Below are 18,756 nucleotides of genomic sequence, written 5' to 3' on the forward strand. Positions count from 1 at the left end.
TTGGACCAGCACAACGCCGGTAGGCTAACATCGATCCTCTCATCCGTCCGCTGCGACAGAGGCGCCGCCGGCCGGTTCGCGTTCCCGAGGCACTTTGAGCATGCCCGGATCCGCTCAGCCAGAGAGCCGCCTCGGAACCTTTAGAGAACGGAAGGCATATCGCACAAGCAGATTGCAAACGGGAAGCGGCGGACGCTGTCCCCAGCGTCCGCCGCTCCTCTTGTTCAAGGCTGACCCCAGTTCGAGCCGAGGCTCAGAACTTGTGCTCGATGCTGGCCTCGATGCCGGTGCGGGTTCTGTCCCCGACTCTGTCGGCCGAGAGCGAGATGTTCCAACCGGTCATCCCGTCTTGGCTGGTGCCCTCGATCCCCAGGCGCAAGCCGCCGCCACACTCCTGCTCACCGTCCATCCATTCACAGACGAGGCTCGGCGCAACGGTGAGAGTCGTGGCGTCTGAGAGCTGATCGAGCGGCAGCAAGAACTCCGGCGTGAAGCGCACCGTAGCGTAGTCGACCCCGTCGATGGTGGCAGTGACATCGTCGGTCGTCCCAAAGGCGGTGGCGTCGAGGTCGAGGTCGCCGATGTCAGTGAAGCCGTAGGCGACCGACAGCTCGGGCCGGATCTCGAAGCGCTCGCGCTCGATGACACCAGAGATCGCGCCGCCCACCAGGAACGACCGGGTGGTGTAATCGCCTTCCAGCTCGAGTTGTCCCGGTTCAGCGCCCATGAGACAGACCGGGGCACTTTGTGAGAGGAGGATGTCTGGTTCATCGCAGCCGCCAAGGAGCGAAGATGAAGCAGACATCCGGACCGACGAAGAAGGCACCCGCAGAAGCCGTCCTGAAGGACATCCGGCGCGTCACAAATCGCCAGTTCTCCGCGGAGGAGAAGATCCGCATCGTGCTGGAGGGCTTGCGGGGCGAGGACAGCATTGCCGAGCTGTGCCGCCGCGAGGGGATCAGCTCGTCCATGTACTACGGCTGGTCCAAGGAGTTCCTGGAGGCTGGAAAGCGTCGCTTGGCGGGTGACACCGCCCGGGCGGCCACCTCGGATGAGGTGAAGGAGCTCCGCCGCGAGGCCAGTGCGCTCAAGGAGGTCGTCGCCGACCTCACGCTCGAGAACCGCCTGCTCAAAAAAAGCATCAACGGGGCTGGGGGCGACGACGCATGAGATATCCCGCCTCCGAGAAGGCCGAGATCATCCGCCTGGTGGAGCAGTCGCATCTGCCCGTGCGGCGCACGCTGGAGAAGCTTGGCATCCCAAGGGCCACCTTCTACCGGTGGTACGACCTTTACCAGGCTGGCGGCCCTGAAGCCCTGGAGGACCGCCCCTCCCGGCCAAGCCGCGTCTGGAACCGCATCCCGGACGAGGTCCGCGTCAAGGTGATCGCCTTGGCGCTGGAGCAACCCGAACTCTCGCCACGCGAGTTGGCCGTGCGCTTCACCGACGAGCAGAAGTACTTCGTCTCCGAAGCTTCAGTGTATCGCCTGCTCAAGGCTCACGATCTGATCACCAGCCCGGCCTACATCGTAGTCAAGGCGGCGGACGAGTTCACGGACAAGACCACGGCACCCAACCAGCTCTGGCAGACCGACTTCACCTACCTGAAGGTCACGGGCTGGGGCTGGTACTATCTCTCGACCGTGCTCGACGACTTCTCGCGGTTTGTCGTGGCCTGGAAGCTCTGCACGACCATGAAGGCCGAGGACGTCACCACCACACTGGACCTCGCGCTGTCTGCCTCAGGGCTCGACCAGGTCAAGGTCCGCCACCGGCCCAGACTCCTGAGCGACAACGGCTCGAGCTACATCGCCGGCGATCTCGCGGAGTGGCTCGAAGACAAAGGTATGGCCCACATCCGTGGTGCGCCCCGGCATCCACAGACCCAGGGCAAGATCGAGCGCTGGCACCAGACGTTGAAGAACCGCATCCTGTTCGAGCACTACTACCTGCCGGTCGCCCTGGAGGAGCAGGTCTCAGCCTTCGTCGAGCACTACAACCACAGCCGCGCCCACGAGAGCCTGAGCAACCTCACCCCCGCCGACGTCTACCTCGGCCGGGGTCAGGCCATCCTGGCCGAGCGAGAGCGGATCAAGAAGCAGACCCTCACCCAACGGCGCTTGCAGCACCACGCCGCAGCCGCCTAATCTCACCCCCAGATGGACCAGACCCTCCGATCCTGAGCGACGCCACCGGTCTCAAATCACCTGACGACGGACAAACGCCGCCCACGCCATGAGGGGCGCCGGGGTCCGGAATGGGTGAGAAGCTGAAGCTGAAGTAGCGCTCCGGGAGCGCGCCCTCATGCCGGTAGACCTCGCGCCGATCCGTGTGGAGCACGGCGGGGCCGCCAGTCAGGATGCCCACCAGCATTGGTCCCACCACCGACCAGTTGTCCGCCCAGGTCTCGGCCGCCGGACGCCCCAGAGCCGCACCGTGCCGCTCTTCATCGAGCAAGGCCCGATATTTGTCAGTGTATATCTGGATGAACTCCGAACCCCAGCCGATCCACATGGCTTGGGGTACGGCGAATACGGTTTCGACGACCGCCTTCAGGCGCTCAGGCCAGTTCTCGACAGGCCCGAGCGGCGAGGCTGCCCAAGTGTGCGTCCGCACGTGCGCGCCCATCTCACCGCCGCGGGCCGGGAACGGCATCTCGCTCCCTGTCTGGCGTACAACCTCGTCCACGAGGCTAGCTGTCCTTGTCCGCACACCGGGTGTCGATGAACTTGCGCTCGCTCAGTAATCGAAAGCCTGCACAAACGACCTTACCGGCCGGGACATAGCGCACGTTGGCGACCTCTTCCTCGACAACCCTGCTGAGAGCCTCGATCAGGACACCCTGTCGGTGATGCTTTGCGACCATACCACCTGAGGTAGCACAGTCTGCTTGAGCGGTGCTAGGTCGTACCTCGTAAGAGCGCGGTACAGGTGCAACGCCGGCCTTGCGCTCTCCTAGCGCAGCAGAACGGTCCTCAGGACGAGAATGCTGGTATGATCCCTCGACTGGAGGTCAGGACTGAAGACCTTCCGTGACGTTTCACATGGCCCTGATCGAAATGCAGCATCTTGGACGGCAGGCTCGCCACATTCCTTCGCACCCGCATCGCGGAGCTCGCGCCCACCAAGTCGCAGAAGGAGATCGCCCAGCAGGCGGGCTACACGAACGCCAACATGGTCACGATGCTCAAGCAGGGCGACACCAAGCTCGCCCTCGACCGGGTGGCGGCGCTGGCCCCTGCTCTGGAGGTGGACCCGGGACGCCTCTACCTCCTCGCCCTCCACCAGGACGGCCACGCGACCACGGCCCGCGAGATCGAGGAGATCTTCAACGCCATCCTTGAAATACGCACAAATCGAGACCTCATGTCTCACGTGGCAAGGTTCATTGAGACGCGGACCTCCCCAACGACTACGGACCGCTGACTGCGCCAGCGCGCTTGTTTTTTGAGCCTCGCACCGATATATCTCTACTATCGTCGGCTCATCTGTAGCCCTCCGGCGGCTGAGAGACGCGACCGCGCTCCCGCTGCATCACGCGAGGAGCACTCATGCCCCGATACTTCTTCGACGTTCAGGATGGCCGGGACCTCCCCGACGAGCAGGGGACCGTTTATGCCGATCCGGAGACAGCCCGCCTCGTGGCCGTATCCACCTCAGGCGAGATGATTGCAGCCCATGCCAAAAGCTTTTGGGCCCACCGCGACTGGCGGATGCACGTCACCGATGAGCAAGGGGCGGCTGTCTGTGATCTCCAGTTCACCGGCACGGCTGGCGCGGCGTAGGCTTGGCACGCTCGGATAAGTTCAGGGCTGTAGAACCTATTGGTGTTTGATCCCATGGTTTGATGGTGTGATCCTTTCGATGGAATGGAAGGAAGCCCTATGGGACAGGTTCGTCATGGGAGCGCCACGACCACGCACGCCATCCGAGCTGCGATACAGCGATCGCAAGCTTCGCTGGCGCAGTTGAGCCGGGAGTTAGGGATCAACCCAAAGACGGTCGCGAAGTGGCGAAAGCGGGTGACGGTCGAGGATCTCAAGACCGGGCCGAAGGAGCCGCGATCCACGATCCTCACGGAGGTGGAAGAAGCGATGGTCGTCGCGTGTCCCTCGCCACACGCTGCTGCCACTGGACGACTGCCTCTATGCCCTGCAACCGACAATCCCGAACCTGACCCGGTCGGCGCTGCACCGGTGCTTGCAGCGGCATGGCATCTCACGCCTACCGGACGTCGAAGGGGACAAGCCCAAACGGCAAAGGTTCAAGAGCTACTCAATCGGGTTCTTCCACATCGACATCGCCGAGCTTCAGACCGCCGCGGGCAAGCTCTACGTCTTCGTCGCCATTGACCGGACAAGCAAGTTCGCCTTTGCCAGGCTGGTCGACAAGGCCGGGAAGATGGCCGCGGCGCAGTTGCCTCACGCGATCTGATCGCCGCTGTTCCTTATCGGCTCCACACCGTGCTGACCGACAACGGCATACCCATCGCAAGGGCGACGTCTTCGCGATGGAGCACATCTTCAGCCGCGTCTGCCGGGAACATGGGATCGAGCACCGGCTGACCAAGATAAAACACCCCTGGACGAATGGTCAGGTCGAGCGAATGAACCGCACGATCAAGGACGCTACCGTGAAGCGGTTCCACTACGACAGCCACGACCAACTCCGCAGCCACCTCCAGGACTTCCTGGACGCCTATAACTTTGCCCGGCGGCTCAAAACACTGGCCGGTCTCACCCCATACGAGTTCATCTGCAAAATCTGGACTTCAGAACCGCAGCGGTTCACCCTCAATCCGATCCACCAAATGCCGGGACTGAACACCTAGCACGTTGAAGGCGAAGGTGTTCCGGCTCTGGGAGCAAGGCTGGGCGCGAGACGGTCCAGCGCGGCGAGAACGTCCTCCGGAGACAAGGACGCAGGGTCGCAGTCGTCAAGTATGATCAAGCGTTTCCAGGCGGGCCAAACGGCCACGAGATAGAGGGGCTCCCTTCCCTTCCAGAGCAGTGTTCTTCACGCAAGCCGGAACTGGCCCACAGAGCGGAGCGGGCTGGCCCTCCGGCGCGCTGCTATCAAAGCTGGCTCCACTGCTGAACGGACCTTTTGCCTTCGGCCTGCGGCGCGTCCTGACCGAACGCGACATAGACGCTGGTCTACAATCTGTGGTGGACAGGCAGCTTCCTTACGATCATATGTAAGTGTTAAGGTGATCCCAACTTTACCGGGGTCCCGAGCCAGGTGCTATGATGCTCAAGCTGTCCGTCACGGCACCCGGGAATTGCGAGAGCGCGCTTAACCGTCTAGCGTGACCGCCAACTCACAACGAGCTCACAAGGAGTCGAGCAGAACCAGAGCACCCCAGAATGCAAAACCCCCGCGAGGTGGGCACCTCAACGGGGGGGATGCAAGACCAAGGGACGCCAATCCCTCACGGCCACCAACTGTTTCAGGTCCGGTTTTAGCATCTCCTCCCATCGAAGCAAGCAAAAAGCGCATCCGTGCGAACGGACGAGTTTTGCCCGGTGCCTCTCGCTCCAACTGATTGGACCCCGAGGACCATGCTCCGACTTGCCAGCCCCGTTCAGGGCAAGGCGACCTGTCCCGTGCTGCCCAAAGGCAAGCAGCGCAGCGACGTGGAACGTCTCCTGCCCATTATCCGCCGCGCCTTCCGCCTCTCTGAGGCCTGCGCGCTCACCCTGCTTGCGTTTATCCAGTCCACACGACCCTCCGACTGGACCGACCCCACGACCGATCCGGTCTGCCACGCCATGCAGACCGTTATGGCGCAACGTTTGGGTCTCACCCCTCGCGCCGTGCGCTATCATGAGGTCACGCTGGAGCGCGCGGGCCTGATCGCCAAGACCACCGCCGCCGACGGGAGCCGCGGCTCCTTCGCCGGCGGCCAAGTCATCCAGGGCCTGAGCCTCGCACCGCTGGTCGCCCGCGTGCCCCAGCTGCTCATTTATGCTGCCGAAGAGGAAGCCGAACGCCTCCGCCTTTTCGGCTTGCGTCGCCAATGCTCGGCCGCGCGCCGCGTTTTAAAAAAAGCGCTGCAGCGGCTTCTCGATCGCGCCCCGAAAGCGCCCGAAGCGGCCGAGCTCCTGACCGTCTATGGCAGGCTCCCCCGCCGCTACGATGGCCTCGACACCCAAGACCTCGATGCGCTGCTCGCCCGTCTGGATGAGGCTGTGGAGAAGTGCCTCACCACCCTCGAAATGCGGCATGAGTCTTCCGGCGTGCCGGAACCGGGTTTCCGCCGATCAATACAAGCTACAACAAAAGACAATCTTGAATCTTGTGTCGCCTCCACCGACGAAGCTCGGCCAGCCGGCACGCCGGCTGACGCTTGTTCAGTCACGGCGCCTATCAGCGCCGAAAAGAGCAGAGAACCGCAGGCTCGCGACTTCCAACGTGGGCACAAGCCCCATTGGCTGGAAAGTTTCACGCCCCGGAAGCTCTACGCCGCCTGCTCGGAGGACATGCGGATGTACCTCGACGCCGCCAAAGGCAGCCGCGTTCTGCCCAACGAGCTCGACTTCGTGCGCGCGGCGATCCTGATCCTGCCCGACCTCGGCATCAACCCGAGCGCCTGGGACGAGGCCACGGAGGCTATGGGCGACCTCGCCGCCGCTCTGGCCCTGATCGTTATCGACGCCCGGCGGTTCGATCCCGTGCGCCCCATCCGCAGCCCCGGGGGAGCACTCCGGTCATTCGCCCGCCTTGCCTTGGCCGGCAAGCTTAACCTTGCGGGCAGCCTGATCGGCCTCGTGGAGCGCAAAAAGACAGGGGTGGAATGACCCAGCTCCTCCAACAGGAAAGCCGGGCAGCTTCTCGACCACCCGACCTCACCTTCGCGTCCATCGCCGTCCCCGGCTGTAACGCCCCATTAGGGTGGCGCAGACCGATTCAACGGTCAATGCTCGGGCCTGCCTGTCACGGCCCTCACCTTCTTCCGACATCCTCGAGGGTGAGCCCTGCAGGGGCAAGGGAGCCGACAGCCCCTCTGTTAGGTGCCCAGAGCGGACCTAAGGCGCCCCACCAGGCGTGCCGGCGCGAGGTGTTGTGCGACCGCACGTAGGCCAGGGCCTCCTCCGGCTCCAGGGTCAGGTGCGGATGTGCGAAGCCGGACAGACGGAAGACGATCCGGAAAGTCCTCTCGGGCCCGTCCTCGTTCACCGGCACAGGCTCAGCCTTGATGAATTGACCGGTCCGCCTGAGGTCTTTGGCGTCCGCATGGAGCTGCTTGGCCTGAAGGTCTTCGTGAAAGGTGATGACCCGGTGAACCCGAACCGGAGGGTGGTCCTCCTCCAAGGCGATGAACTTGCTGACCTCGCGCGGTGCTTGGCTTCGCTCCTCGACGTGGAGGACGACGGGCTGGGCCGCCTGATCGACAAGGAGGCGAAAGCCGACCTGCGACAGGTCTGGACGCCCACGGCCGAGAACTTCTTCGCCCGCGTGGAAGGGCCCACCCTGGACGCGCTGTGGTGCGAGCTTCTGGAGCTGGCGCCCGAGCACCCGACCGCCACCGTTTTCGTCATGCTCAGGAAGTGGGGGAAGGCCGAGCGTCTGGAGCAGATCTTCGCCGAGCCCCGCGCTGTGCGCGGTCGTCATTCAGGCGCAAGCCGCCCGGATTGCCAAGTGGCGGCCCAAGACCCTGGCCTGATTAAGGAGACAGGACGCGCAGGCACCCTGCCCCAGCCCCGGAAACGAGACCCTCATGGCCGACCCGACCGGTCTGCAGCCCTCCTGTTCCTCGCGGTCCGGCGTGGCAGGAATTGGGAGTCCAAGCTGCGGGTGGCTTGGGCCTGCGGCATGTTCGTGGACGACCGATGGATCATCGATCCTCGGGGCCGAGCGGGCTGCAGGCCTCGGCCGGAGTGAGAAACGATCATCGCCAGCCCCGGGCAAGGCGTCCACTCTGCCAGAAAGCCCTTGTTGGTTGCCCTGTTCCTTCGTGGTGAAGGACCCCTTGGCCCCGCTCACGCAGGACCTTTTTTCCGGAAACCTGAGGCGCGCGCCGGTCCAGGAGACCCGGCGTTGGCATGGGTCCGCGACATAGGCTCGGGTCCCGCCCTCGGCTTCCCCAAGAGGGTCTCCTCGCTCCGGAGCCGGGTCAGCGGCGTCTCGGGAGGCAACCCACTGGCTGGGCCTTTGCACACAGGGGCCGGGTCTCGTAAATTGAGGTCAGGCGACTTGCCCAGGCCGCGTGTCTGGCAGGCGCCGTGATCACCCGGCGGCCGACAGGCCCTGGTTGCCGATCACACCACCCCATTCCGGACGGGGCCGCCCAAGAGCGGCCCGTTCTGTTTCAGGGCAACTGGATCCCGAGCCGCTTACGCAGGCCAGGCGCGCTCATCCCGCCGTTGGCGATCCGTGTGCGCGCGGAGGCCACGCCGTGGGCGAGCCGCCGGAGGGGCGAGGCGGCCGGGTCGATCCGGACGACGGGCTCGACCCTCCTTGAACCGGCTGTCCTCGGCCCGCGCCAGGACGGCCTCCATCGCCGCCGTCTGGTTCACGAGCCTCAGCCGGTTCGGGAGAGCCGTCCGCCAGACGCGGTGCCCACGTCCTCCCTAAGGACTGCCTCTTGGTTCTGCTGCGGCCGAGCGTCGCCACCGCAACCCGATCTAGTCGGCCGGGTCTGCATTAGACCTCGTGGGACATCGCAGCCGTCCTGTTCAGGCACTGGCGCCCCGGCGTTCGCTGGCTAGATTGGGCCGATGCATCCCCCGAGCCTCGTTCATAAGGACACCACCTACAGCTTGGCGCACCTTGCTCCGCGCGTTGGAGGGTTCCAGTGGCTCGGGCAGGATGGGCAGGTCCGACAGCATTCCGTCCGGGTGCGTTATGGCGATCATTGCTACTCTCGCGAGATCAAGCCGCCCGAGGTCCTTGGTCCCGATGATGTTGTCGTCGCCCAAGGACCTCTTCGGGTGTTTTGTCCTGAGCGGCATAGGTACACCCACGATCTGGTTCAGATCGTGGACGGCCTTCTGGTCAAACCCACGACGTCCGTTGCCCTTACCGCAGCCGAGCACAACTGCCATGTTTACCGGCTCTACAAGTCGTTAGGAGGGCAGGACAGGTACTGCGTCTTCTTTACCTTGCGGCGCCTTCCCGACCTGCCCGCAGGAGGGCCGACGCTCGATCTGTTCGTCCAGAGCGCTTACGTGCGCAACAACCAGGTCAAGGTCGTCAAGAACGACCCGTTCGGACGAATGGCCGAGAAAGTCTTGGCGGGAAAGGGGCTCTTCTGAGGGTGGGGGAGACTTGCGTCTCCCCCGGAAGTCCTCGACGAGGTCAAGCCGCTCATCACGGCCCACAGCACTAGGCAAGTGATCGGGTGTCCCCGATGACAACGGCGCTTTCAGCTCAAGTGAAGCCTCAGTCGATCTGCGCCGGTGGAAAAGACCTAAGGGATATAAGGCCGAAAGTCAAGTTCTGAGCCTCTCTGTGGGGGATCCCGCCTCCGTCGGGTGATCGGCCGGCCTCGGCCAAGTCAGACAACCTTCCTGGGGGCTCTCAGCGTCGAACGACGGGTTTGACGTCTCCCCGTTCGGGGCCGGGCTCAAGGTCCGGCTGGCGGGGCCGGCCTGCCCCGGAGCCGGACCAGTGGCCCGTCTCCGCCTTCGGTGATGATCCCTGACGCGAGCCCAGTGGCCACGCCTGACCCCCGCTCGTCCCGGCCGGGGCATCGGTGGCGCAGGGGCTGGGAGGCCATGTGGGCGGCCAGGGGCTCCGGGAGCGCTCCGCCGGTCCGAGAGGATTTCATGCGGCTGTGGTCGACCAGATTGGCGGAGACCCCGGCTGACGAGGCCGGGCTCGAGGAGATAGGACGCACGGCGGGAGAGCCGCGCGACGCCTTTGAGCCTTGGTGGGTCCGCCACGCATCCCTGGTCGCGTCCGTCAAGGGGCAAGCGCCCGCGAGCCAAGCCGCGGTCGGCTCAAGGAGCCCGCCGTGTCCTCGGCTGCGCCTGCGGGCCGCACCACCGGGCTCCTCCGCCCCCTCTGACGGCCGCGCCCAGGGCCGCGGGCCGGGCTGCGCCCGCCCCGCTCTGCCGTCCGAAACATGCGGGGCCTGTTTCAGACAGCAGATCAGGACGGCTTCGCCCAAAGGCGGACAAGGGCACCAGACCCACACCGCCATCACCACGATGGAGACGGAGCCGGTCATGGCACACAGCACCACCACACCTTTCGATCCCGAGCGCGAGATCGCGGACAAGATCATTGGGGCCCTGGAGGCGGGCACGCCGCCGTGGCGCAAGCCGTGGACGGGGACGGGCGGACGTTGCCCCTTCCCTCTCCGGCACAACGCCGAGCCGTATCGCGGCATCAACGTCCTGATGCTCTGGCTCGAGGCGGCCGAGAAGGGCTACGCCTCCCCCTTCTGGATGACGTATCGCCAAGCCGAGGAGCTGGGCGGGCAGGTCCGCCGCGGCGAGAGGTCCACCCTTGTCGTCAAGTACGGCGTGGTCGAGAAGGAAGGCGAGGACGGGGCGGAGGAGCGCCGCGCCTACCTCAAGGCCTACCGCGTGTTCAACGCGGCCCAGATCGACGGCCTGCCGGAGAGCTTCACCCGCAAAGCGGAGCCGCCGCAGGATCTCGGGACGGAGGCAAACGAGGGGTTTGACGCCTACTTTGCCCGGCTTGGCCCGAGCGTCGAGACCACCCCCGACCCGCGCGCCTACTACCACCCCGCGCGCGACCTCATCCACATGCCCCCGATTGCTACCTTCCACACCCAGCAGGGCTACTACGAGACGCTGGGCCACGAGGCGGTGCACTGGACGGGAGGGGCGGCGCGGCTCGACCGGCTGACCCGGTGCAAGGACCGGCAGGCCTACGCCTTCGAGGAGCTCGTGGCCGAGATCGGGCAGTGCCTGCTCTTCGCCACCCTGGGCCTGACCCCGTCCATCGACCAGTCCGCCGCCTACATCGAGGGCTGGCTCAAGGCCCTGGCCGAGGACAAGAAAGCGATCTTCCGCGCCGCGAGCGAGGCCCAGAAGGCGGTGGATCTCATTACCGCGCGCTGCGGCCGCGCCGTGGAGCAAGACCACGAGGTGGCCGCGTAAGCGGCCCCTCCCTTCCCATCGCCAACGCGACTCAACTTGGGGTTGCGTGGTTCAGACAATCCCATATGATCGTCACAGCGCCGTCCCAAGGCGGCGGCCCAGAAAGGATGCTTCCATGCGGACCTTCAGCGAATTCCAGATCATCGGCCATGTCGGCAAAGTCCGATCCGTGGGCCCGACCTTGCGGGTCGACATCGCGGCCGACTACGGCCGCAAGGACGACACCGGCCAGTTCCAGTCGAACCCGTATTGGAACGAGGTCACGCTCTTCAACGACCGGGTGATCGCCTGGGCCAAGGACACCGTGAAGACCGGCGACCTGGTGCATGTGCGCGGGACGCTCCGGCAGACCCGCTACGAGAAGGACGGCCAGACCGTCTATGGCGTGACCTTGGCCGCCGAGGACTTCGACCTCCTGGCCCCCAAGGCTCAGGTCGGGGCCTGAGGCTCCGACAACGCCTTCAGGTTCGCCCGCAGCGTGGGTGGGAGGCACGCCTTCATCAGGCGCGACTCTTCCCCGTTGTCCCACCGGTAGGTCCACCCCAGGACCTCACCCGTCTCGGCGTCCGTGAGGGTGCCGGTCACCCTGCCAAGCTTCCGTCGGTCTCGTCCCATCTGCTCCACCTGTCGCTGTGCTGCACGACGGCCGGGCCCTGCTTGGTTCACACTGGAGGGCGAGGGTCAGGCGCGCCTGACCCTCTGCCCGAGCGGCGAGCGACGAGAGGATGGGGGGGAAGCGGATTCGATGGGGGTGGTGCGGCCCGCAGGGCGCTAGCCCGAGGACACGGCCCCGTCACATCCGCTTCGGGGGGAAGGAAGTCGAAACTCCTTCCCCCCTGCCGGTCCTTGGCTCGATGGATCGTGGTCTTCGACCGGCCCGACCCCCCTGCCCGAGCTGCGCGCGGACACGTGGGAATGGGTCGGTCGGCTTGCGCGCGGCCTTCAAGTCCGAGAGGGCGCCGTCACCTCGTTGGCCCCTGCCCTACCCGCTCGTCATCAATGCGCTGGATCTCGACGAGGTGGTCTGTGCCGCCCACGGTGCGCCGCAGGAGGGCATGGCGCCAGTGAGTGCTCAGCACGATCGTTTCGTCCTGCGCAACGGACTGGTGGCAGCACGACGCCCAGGCCGGCTCGAAGCCCTACGATGCCTTCGACGACGTCGTGCGCTGGTCGCGGCCCGGGACGTTCGACGTGCCTTCCGCGACTTGGCCCGACTGGGCACGGACCGGAACACGGCCCCCGAAGTTCGCCTCGACTTTGGCAAAACCGGTCATCAGTGACCTCGCCCCGTCTCCATCCGCTCACGCTGACCAAGACTCATAGGAAGATATAGGCCTATGTTACAGGGCCCCTATGATTAGCCTTTTGGCCCTTGGGTCAGTTCTCCACATCACCCCTTGCGCCGCAGATCGAGGAGGTCGTCCTCGGTCACAGTCAGCCCCCGTTCCTTCAGAGCGCCCAAGATGAAGGCCCTCATCGTCATGTCGGCGTCCGCCGCCAAGCGCTGGAGTTCGCGGCGCTGGCTCTTACGGAGGCCGAAGGAGAACTGAACGACTGGCTCGGCCGACGCAGGTGCGTCCACCGCGGTCGGCCGTGGCGCCGCCGCGGGCTGCACGTTCTGCGTTGGCAACTGAGCGGCAACCGCGCTCAAGGACGCCGCGACACTCTGGAGGTTCTTCTTCATACCCTCGGCTCTCTCGATGTACTCAGGTTCCTAGTTAGCTCAGCTACCAGCTAGATAGGAAGCTAGGAAACTAGCTCTTTGGATGGGAGCGGCAGCGCCCCGAGTGCGACCACCTCACTCAGCAGGGCGTTGGCCTGAGCCGCTGCTGCTCCCTCGCCCGGCACTTCGCCGGTGAAGGTCATCTCCTTGAAGGCAACCAAGCGGTGGAGCCGTGTCTCGAGCGTCTTGAGGCCACAAACCTCAAGCTCCCGCTCCACATGGCCAGCCACGACCGTCTTCGCTTGGTAATCCGTGAGCACGACCCGCGTCAGGATCTCCTGCCGGGTCATTGCCGCGGCGCTCTGGACCAGATGGCTCGTCTTGGCCGCCTCGACCACGTCAGCCGAGGAGAGTTGACAAGGAATGAGGACCAAGTCGGCGCAGCCGATCGCGAACACGGTCGCCTGCATCGCCGCCCCAGCCGTGTCTATGACCACGAGGTCGTGGGTTTCGGCGAGCCTCTCGGCAAGCGGGATGATCTTTGTCTCGTTGAGTTCGGTTTCGATCGTGATCGGGTAGCGACCAAAGGTTCGCACCCAGTCGGCCAGGGAATGGTTGTAGTCAGCGTCGATCGCCGCCACTCGAAGGCCTCGCTTCGCAACTGTGCCCGTGATGATCTGGGCGAGCGTGGTCTTTCCTGCGCCACCCTTGCTGGTGGCGACGGTGATGATGCTCATGACGCAATCCTGCTCGTGCTTCTTGTCCCAGGGAGCATGACCTGACTCCCTAGGTCCATCGAGAGGTAATCTCGTAGGAAGCCACGTTCCTAGGAACCTGTGGAGTAAGGGTGACAGCCGCAGCGCCTTGCGCTCGACGGCTTTGCCTCGATCCGCTCCAGGTTGGCCGTGATCGGTGCCGCCTGTTTGCGCCGCGCCCTCGCGGACCGAAGGAGCAGCAATCGTCACCCAGAAGGACACGGGCCCAAGCTATCTTCATGGGTTTCAGGATCACTAGGTTCATAGCTCAATATGCAAAGGACCGGAGAGCGTGTCTGGCCATCGATCCCGTTTCGGATGGTAGGGTGAGCCCCTGGCTTGAGACGGCCGTTGGCGTTGTTCTGCTCGGAGCCGGGTCTTGAGCCGATCGCGGGCCGGGGTCGCTTGGCCATGCCATGGAAGGGTGAAGCGTCTCACCGCCAGCGTTACCGGGCCACGACAAGCCGAAACGCGTCATAGGTCTCTGCCGGAAGGTCCCGGAAGCATCTCCAGGCGGCCCCCGCAGAGGTCCCAGCAAGGCCGCTGGGGCGTCGCCCAGCTCGCGCGCGGGATGGAGATCGCAGGAGCCACAGGCGTTGCTGCCGCACCCCCTTGGGACATCGCTGCACTAGGAGCGCACGAGCGTGTGCGGCTAACGGTCCAGACTGAAGCGAGGACGCGTGCCTTGACCGGAGGTGGCAGTTCCCCAGCCGTCCCTCGCACCTCTCCAGTCACTTGACTAGCTTCCTAGGTCCAAGGCTTCCTATCTTCCCGCTCGAGCCGGGAGGGACCTTCTGAGATCTGTTATGCTTATCCGAAGGGTCCCAGCTTCCCACCTCGGCCTTTCAGGTCTCAAGTCTGGATTCCTAGTTTCCTAGCTTCCAGGCTTTCTGTCTTCCTTTTCGAATAGGGACGCAAGCTCCACGATCTGCTCGGCCTCGCCGGAGATGCGAGCCCTTCGTCCAACCTTCGGACGCTGCAACTCGGCGTAGGCCTCCTTGAGCCCATCGAGGTCTTTCCGCCACCACGCAACACGAACCTTCTCGACCTTCTTGCCAACCTTGAGGGGCTCAACCTGACAGCCGAACGATGCGATCGCGTTGATCTCCTCGACCGCCGGCGTGATCGCACGGAGCTTCAGATTCGAGAAGGTGGTGAGCTTTCCGGATGGAACCCCGAGGAGTTCACGAAAGGCCTCAAGGTCAAAGTCCTCGTAGAACTTGCTTGTAAGCCTGACGCGCCTGGAGAGCGCCTCATAGAGCGCCAAGCCATACTTGGTCGTGAAGGCGTGCATGACCTCGATCTCGATCTTCCCGAACACCGAGCTCTCGCGCAGGAGCGGGACCAGGCGCTTGTCGAAGGAGTAAGTGAGACAGCCATGAGCCCGTTCTGGATCTCCCATGTCGTTGCCGCCGAGCAGGGCAACACGCCGGGTTGCACCGCCTGGAAGGCGTACGGTCACGATGGTCTTCATGAGGGCGACGATGCTGTCCTCGATGCGCTCGTTGCCCTTATGCAGGCCACGAAGCTCGGAGAGACGGATCGTCCACTCCTGACCTTCCTCGCCCATACGGGGCCCGAAGGCATGAGCGATCAGCTGATTGTACAAACGTCGAGCCGACAACGTGAGACCAGTCGCCCCGTCGATGTCGATGAGCTCGGCAGGCTTGAGCATCTCACCCGCGGCCGGGATAAGCTCGAGCGTGCGAAGCGACCGCTCCGAACCCTTACCTTCGGGGGGACTTTTATCCACCGGGACTGCTCCAAACCTTACCTTACAAAGCAGGCTACGTAATTGTAAGGATCAGGGCAAGAGCAACTCAGGTCGGCAAGATAGTCGCTCGAAGTCACCCTGAACGTAATGGGAGATCCCCCGAGACGTACGTCTCAGACCCCCGATATGTAAGCCAACATCCCCCAAGACGTAATATCTGGCCACCCAACTCCTTCTGAAAGTTAGGAAAATCAGCCACGAAGAAAGAAGAATATGAAGAAGAGAAGAAGAACGCCGCGACCTTGGGATTGTGGATAACTCACTCACGAGGATGGGGCAGGACCTGCGATGCACAGAAGCTTGCAGGAGTAGGTCAAACCAGATCCCCCCAAACGTAAGGTTTCGTAGACCAGAGCAGCGAGACCTGAGGCCAACGAGACGCGCACTCGAGCTGACTCTTACGTCTTGGGGGACTTCTTACGGTTCGCTCTTCGCACATCGGCCAACAGAGCTGGGACCAGCCCTTGCGGATCCGTCTACCGGACCCGCGGTCACGCAGCATCCGTCCTCGACGGGGCCACATCTCTCGTTGCGCAAGCCCCACCCCACGCGTTCATGGTGCCACCCTCAGGACGCCATCCGCCCGCGTCGGCCCGGGGCCGGGCGGGGTGCGCTCGGCTGGAACCGGGAGGGCGCGACAGTGGCGGCCATCTCGGGGCGCCGGAAATAGATGGCGCGTCCGCAGCGCAGCGGCCTGGTGCCACGGACGATGACGAAGGCCTCGTCCGTGCGGGTGTCCTGCAGGAGCTCGTCGGGTGTGATGAGACGGCGGCGCATCTCGGAGCGGGTGGCGCTCGTCCCGGAGCTGGCCTGCGTGGCTCTCCCCCAGCGGCCCGAGCTGCCGCGGCTGTCGCCTTCGCTCAGGACCACGACGCCGTGCTCGCCGCAGACCTCTGAGAGCTCGCGGGCGGTCTCGGGGTCCTGGAGCGCGGCGTAGAGGCGCCAGGAGGTGCCGTCGTACCAGGCGCGCGCGCCCTCGCGGCCCCATTGCTCCACGAGCTGGCCCGCCGACTGATAGAGCAGCAGCAGCGTCAGGCCGTACTTGCGCCCGGCGTCGCGCGCCGTCTCAAGCGCGGCCATGGGCCCGAGGCGGGCGACCTCGTCGAGGAGGAAGAGGATGCGGCCTGCGACTCGGCCGTCGGCCTCGTAGGCGGCGTTGAGGAGCGCGCCGATCACCACGCGCCCGAGGCCCGGGCTGGCCTGGAGCACCTTGAGCGGGATCTGCACGAAGACCGTGAGGCGGCCCCCGCAGAGCTCACGGGTCTCGAAGGTGTCGCCGGAGACGAGGTCGGCATAGGCGGCGGTGGAGAGCCAGCGCGTGGCCTGGACCGCGTTGGCGTAGACCCCGGAGAAGGTTTCGTCGACGAGACCCATCAGGGTGCCGGCGAGATCGCGGGCGAGGGGGGAGGCGGAGCCGGCATGGACCTGGGCCAGCAGGCGGCGCATCTCGGCCTCCGGCGTGACCAGCACCCGGCGCAGCTGCCTCAGCGTCTTGTCGCGGGCCCCGAGCTCCTCGTCCCACAAGAGGTCGGCCAAGAGGCAGGCGATGAGGCTCTTGCCCATGTCGCGGAAGAACTCCCCGCCGCCACCCGCGCGGGACCCGCGCGCGGGCTCGCCCGCAAGCCAGGTGGCGACGGCCTCGACGTTGGCTTCGGCCAGGGGCGAGGCCGTGTCGATCCAGTCCAGCGCGTTGAACCCGCCCGTGCTCCCTCCGGAGGGGTCGAGCGTGACCACGCGCTGGCCCAGGCGGGTCTGGCGGGCGCCGGCCACCATGGGTCCGACCTCGCGCGAGGGATCGAGGACCACGGCCGAGCCGGTCCAGGTCAGGAGCGTCGGCACGCCCACGGAGGTGGTCTTGAAGCCGCCGGAGCCAGCCAGAACCAGGGCGTGGGTGGGCCCGGAGCGGCAGGGGTCGATGAGCAACGGCGCGCGGCCGCCCTGGCCCCAGCTCGTCGGGTCGTCGGGATCGAACGGGCGCATGCTCCTGCCAGCGCTTCCCACGCCTCGCCGTCGCACGGCGCGGTCCTGGTCGACGCGGTAGGCCTCGCCCACGACAAGGCCGCCATGGACGGGGTCGGGGCCGGGGAAGAGGCGCTGGGCCTCCGTGAGGCTCAGCCAGTCGGCGTGGCCATGGTTGTCGGAGCGGGCGCGGGCGCCAGACGTGCCGCCCGCACCCCGGGGAGGGGCGACGAGGAGGCGAAGACCGACGCCGAGGGCCACGACCCCCACGACGGCGACGACGGTGTAGGCGACTGGAATGCGCTCCACGAGCTCGAGCGCGGAGAGCCGGCCGACCAGGGGTGCCAGGCCCCGTCCCACCGGCCACAAGGTCAGCGCCAGGGTCCCGGCAAGGCCCACGAGCCCGGCCAAGGCCGTGGTGAGGGGAGCGAGCCGGCGGACGCGAAGACCAAGGGCGACCATCATCAGCAGGATGGGGCCCATGAGCCCGGCCGCGGGCCAGAGCGTGGTGGCCAGGCGGGCCTCGATCCCGCCGGAGCCCAGGGTGGGAGAGAGCAGGACCGCCTCGCGCCAAAGCACGAGGGCGCCCTCTCGGGCCGGCCAGGCCAGGGCGAGCGGCCAGAGCTGGAGCGCGAAGGCGAGCCCATCCCGTCCCAGGTCGGCGGCGCGGCGCGCGAGCCCCGGCATGCTACTCCGCCGCGTCCACGGAGGCCCCCGAGGAGGCGGGCCGGGCCGAGGCCGCCATGGCTCCACTCTTCGCCGCATCGCTCGCGTCCGCGGGCGGCGCCATGCGCTGCAGGGTGCCGCCGAGCTCGTCCGCGGCGGCCTTGGCTTCACTGTAGACCGCCAGTCCCTCCCAGTGCTGGAGCACCTTGGACCAGCGAAAGCCCAAGCCTCGGAGCCGCGCGGTCACCAGCGCCGGCTGTGCGCCTACGAGGGTGAGGATCAGCGGCTCCTTGGCGGCGGCGCGGGCCTTGGCCTCGCGGTCGAAGGCGCGGCCCCCCTCGGCCTGCCAGCGGGCCACCTGGTCGGGGTCGCTCCTCCGGGAGGCCACCTCCAGCAGCGCCCCGTAGAGGGTGTTGGCGTCGAGCTCCCCGAGCCCGGCCTTGTCGACGAGCCCGCCGGCCTCGATGAGGCTGCGCGTGCGGGCCTTGCGGGCGTCCTCGCGGATCTTGGCCTCTTCGCGTTGCAGGCGGGCGCGCTGCTGCTCGAGGCGGGCTTGGCGCTCGGCGAGGCTGGTCAGGGCCATGGGGTGGTCTCCTCTCTTTGTCTCCGTCGCGCGGTCCTCGCGGGCGAGCCCGAGACCCACCCGTGGCGCCGCTTAAGAATGGCAGACGCCCAGGGATGGCGCAACCTGGAGGAGACTCCCGGTCCCTCGCGGTCCCCAACCTGTCTGCGCCCTGGCCGGAGCGTCGCGAACCCGGGAGGACGGTTGCGGAGGTCGAGGCCGCTGCAGAGCCGCGTTCTCCCTCCTCGTGTCATAACTTCCTGCCGCTTCCGCCGTTGCAGTCCGGAGCAGCCAGCACTGGT

At 65.9% G+C, this 18,756-nt stretch carries 17 protein-coding genes and 1 pseudogene; 9 read left to right on the forward strand and 9 right to left on the reverse strand.

Annotated elements, in window-relative coordinates:
* Positions 1-253: 253 nt before the first annotated feature.
* The gene (locus tag FHG66_RS10550) at positions 254-727 is read right to left on the reverse strand and encodes a hypothetical protein (RefSeq protein ID WP_139076721.1); all 474 of its coding nucleotides are present in this window, start codon (positions 725-727) and stop codon (positions 254-256) included.
* Positions 728-792: 65 nt separating this feature from the next.
* Between FHG66_RS10550 and FHG66_RS10555 the strand changes: the two genes are divergently transcribed.
* Positions 793-2,147 (forward strand): IS3 family transposase gene (locus tag FHG66_RS10555; protein WP_139076722.1). Its coding sequence is split into 2 segments (ribosomal slippage): positions 793-1,132 and positions 1,132-2,147, totalling 1,356 coding nucleotides; the frame shifts between segments, so codons are not numbered across the junction.
* On the opposite strand, the gene FHG66_RS10560 is transcribed toward FHG66_RS10555, so the two are convergent.
* A complete protein-coding gene (locus FHG66_RS10560; RefSeq protein ID WP_139076723.1) occupies positions 2,107-2,688 on the reverse strand; it encodes a hypothetical protein in 582 nt (193 codons plus the stop codon). The two genes, FHG66_RS10555 and FHG66_RS10560, sit on opposite strands and share 41 nt — an antisense overlap.
* A gap of 381 nt (positions 2,689-3,069) precedes the next feature.
* Here FHG66_RS10560 and FHG66_RS10565 point away from each other — a divergent pair, with 381 nt between their 5' ends.
* The 8 genes and pseudogenes from FHG66_RS10565 (at position 3,070) to FHG66_RS10600 (ending at position 11,520) form a co-directional block, all read left to right on the forward strand.
* The gene (locus tag FHG66_RS10565) at positions 3,070-3,426 is read left to right on the forward strand and encodes an XRE family transcriptional regulator (RefSeq protein ID WP_139076724.1); all 357 of its coding nucleotides are present in this window, start codon (positions 3,070-3,072) and stop codon (positions 3,424-3,426) included.
* Positions 3,427-3,551: 125 nt separating this feature from the next.
* Positions 3,552-3,785 (forward strand): DUF6894 family protein, encoded by a 234-nt coding sequence (locus FHG66_RS10570; RefSeq protein ID WP_139076725.1) that lies wholly within the window; start codon positions 3,552-3,554, stop codon positions 3,783-3,785.
* Between the two features lie 99 nt (positions 3,786-3,884).
* A pseudogene (locus FHG66_RS10575) lies at positions 3,885-4,831 on the forward strand (IS481 family transposase).
* Positions 4,832-5,561: 730 nt separating this feature from the next.
* Positions 5,562-6,800, forward strand: a complete 1,239-nt coding sequence (gene repC, locus FHG66_RS10580; protein WP_139076726.1) for a replication initiation protein RepC — start codon at positions 5,562-5,564, stop codon at positions 6,798-6,800.
* A 265-nt stretch (positions 6,801-7,065) separates the two neighbouring features.
* A complete protein-coding gene (locus tag FHG66_RS10585; RefSeq protein WP_176556195.1) occupies positions 7,066-7,884 on the forward strand; it encodes a hypothetical protein in 819 nt (272 codons plus the stop codon).
* Between the two features lie 836 nt (positions 7,885-8,720).
* Positions 8,721-9,257 carry a hypothetical protein gene (locus FHG66_RS10590; protein ID WP_139076728.1) on the forward strand — a complete coding sequence of 179 codons (537 nt, stop codon included), beginning with the start codon at positions 8,721-8,723 and terminating at the stop codon, positions 9,255-9,257.
* A gap of 915 nt (positions 9,258-10,172) precedes the next feature.
* A complete protein-coding gene (locus FHG66_RS10595) occupies positions 10,173-11,075 on the forward strand; it encodes an ArdC family protein (protein WP_139076729.1) in 903 nt (300 codons plus the stop codon).
* A 115-nt stretch (positions 11,076-11,190) separates the two neighbouring features.
* Positions 11,191-11,520: a single-stranded DNA-binding protein gene (locus FHG66_RS10600; protein WP_139076730.1), complete on the forward strand. Its 330-nt coding sequence runs from the start codon at positions 11,191-11,193 to the stop codon at positions 11,518-11,520.
* On the opposite strand, the gene FHG66_RS21540 is transcribed toward FHG66_RS10600, so the two are convergent.
* The 7 genes from FHG66_RS21540 to FHG66_RS10625 all read right to left on the reverse strand — a co-directional run bounded on the left by FHG66_RS21540 (position 11,505) and on the right by FHG66_RS10625 (position 18,475).
* On the reverse strand, positions 11,505-11,660 hold the full coding sequence (locus FHG66_RS21540; protein ID WP_176556196.1) for a hypothetical protein: 156 nt from the start codon (positions 11,658-11,660) through the stop codon (positions 11,505-11,507). The two genes, FHG66_RS10600 and FHG66_RS21540, sit on opposite strands and share 16 nt — an antisense overlap.
* A 554-nt stretch (positions 11,661-12,214) precedes the next feature.
* Positions 12,215-12,349, reverse strand: coding sequence for a hypothetical protein (locus FHG66_RS22605; RefSeq protein WP_281282917.1), 135 nt, complete (start codon positions 12,347-12,349; stop codon positions 12,215-12,217).
* Positions 12,350-12,465: 116 nt separating this feature from the next.
* Positions 12,466-12,759: a hypothetical protein gene (locus FHG66_RS10605; RefSeq protein ID WP_139076731.1), complete on the reverse strand. Its 294-nt coding sequence runs from the start codon at positions 12,757-12,759 to the stop codon at positions 12,466-12,468.
* Between the two features lie 62 nt (positions 12,760-12,821).
* Positions 12,822-13,475 carry a ParA family protein gene (locus FHG66_RS10610; protein WP_139076732.1) on the reverse strand — a complete coding sequence of 218 codons (654 nt, stop codon included), beginning with the start codon at positions 13,473-13,475 and terminating at the stop codon, positions 12,822-12,824.
* An 892-nt stretch (positions 13,476-14,367) separates the two neighbouring features.
* Positions 14,368-15,168 carry a replication initiation protein gene (locus FHG66_RS10615; protein WP_246082560.1) on the reverse strand — a complete coding sequence of 267 codons (801 nt, stop codon included), beginning with the start codon at positions 15,166-15,168 and terminating at the stop codon, positions 14,368-14,370.
* 666 nt (positions 15,169-15,834) lie between these two features.
* Positions 15,835-17,913 carry a type IV secretory system conjugative DNA transfer family protein gene (locus FHG66_RS10620; protein ID WP_176556197.1) on the reverse strand — a complete coding sequence of 693 codons (2,079 nt, stop codon included), beginning with the start codon at positions 17,911-17,913 and terminating at the stop codon, positions 15,835-15,837.
* 1 nt (position 17,914) lies between these two features.
* On the reverse strand, positions 17,915-18,475 hold the full coding sequence (locus FHG66_RS10625) for a conjugal transfer protein TraD (protein WP_139076735.1): 561 nt from the start codon (positions 18,473-18,475) through the stop codon (positions 17,915-17,917).
* Positions 18,476-18,756: the final 281 nt, after the last annotated feature.

It is taken from the genome of Rubellimicrobium rubrum (assembly GCF_006152115.1).
In the GTDB taxonomy this organism is placed as follows: domain Bacteria; phylum Pseudomonadota; class Alphaproteobacteria; order Rhodobacterales; family Rhodobacteraceae; genus Rubellimicrobium; species Rubellimicrobium rubrum.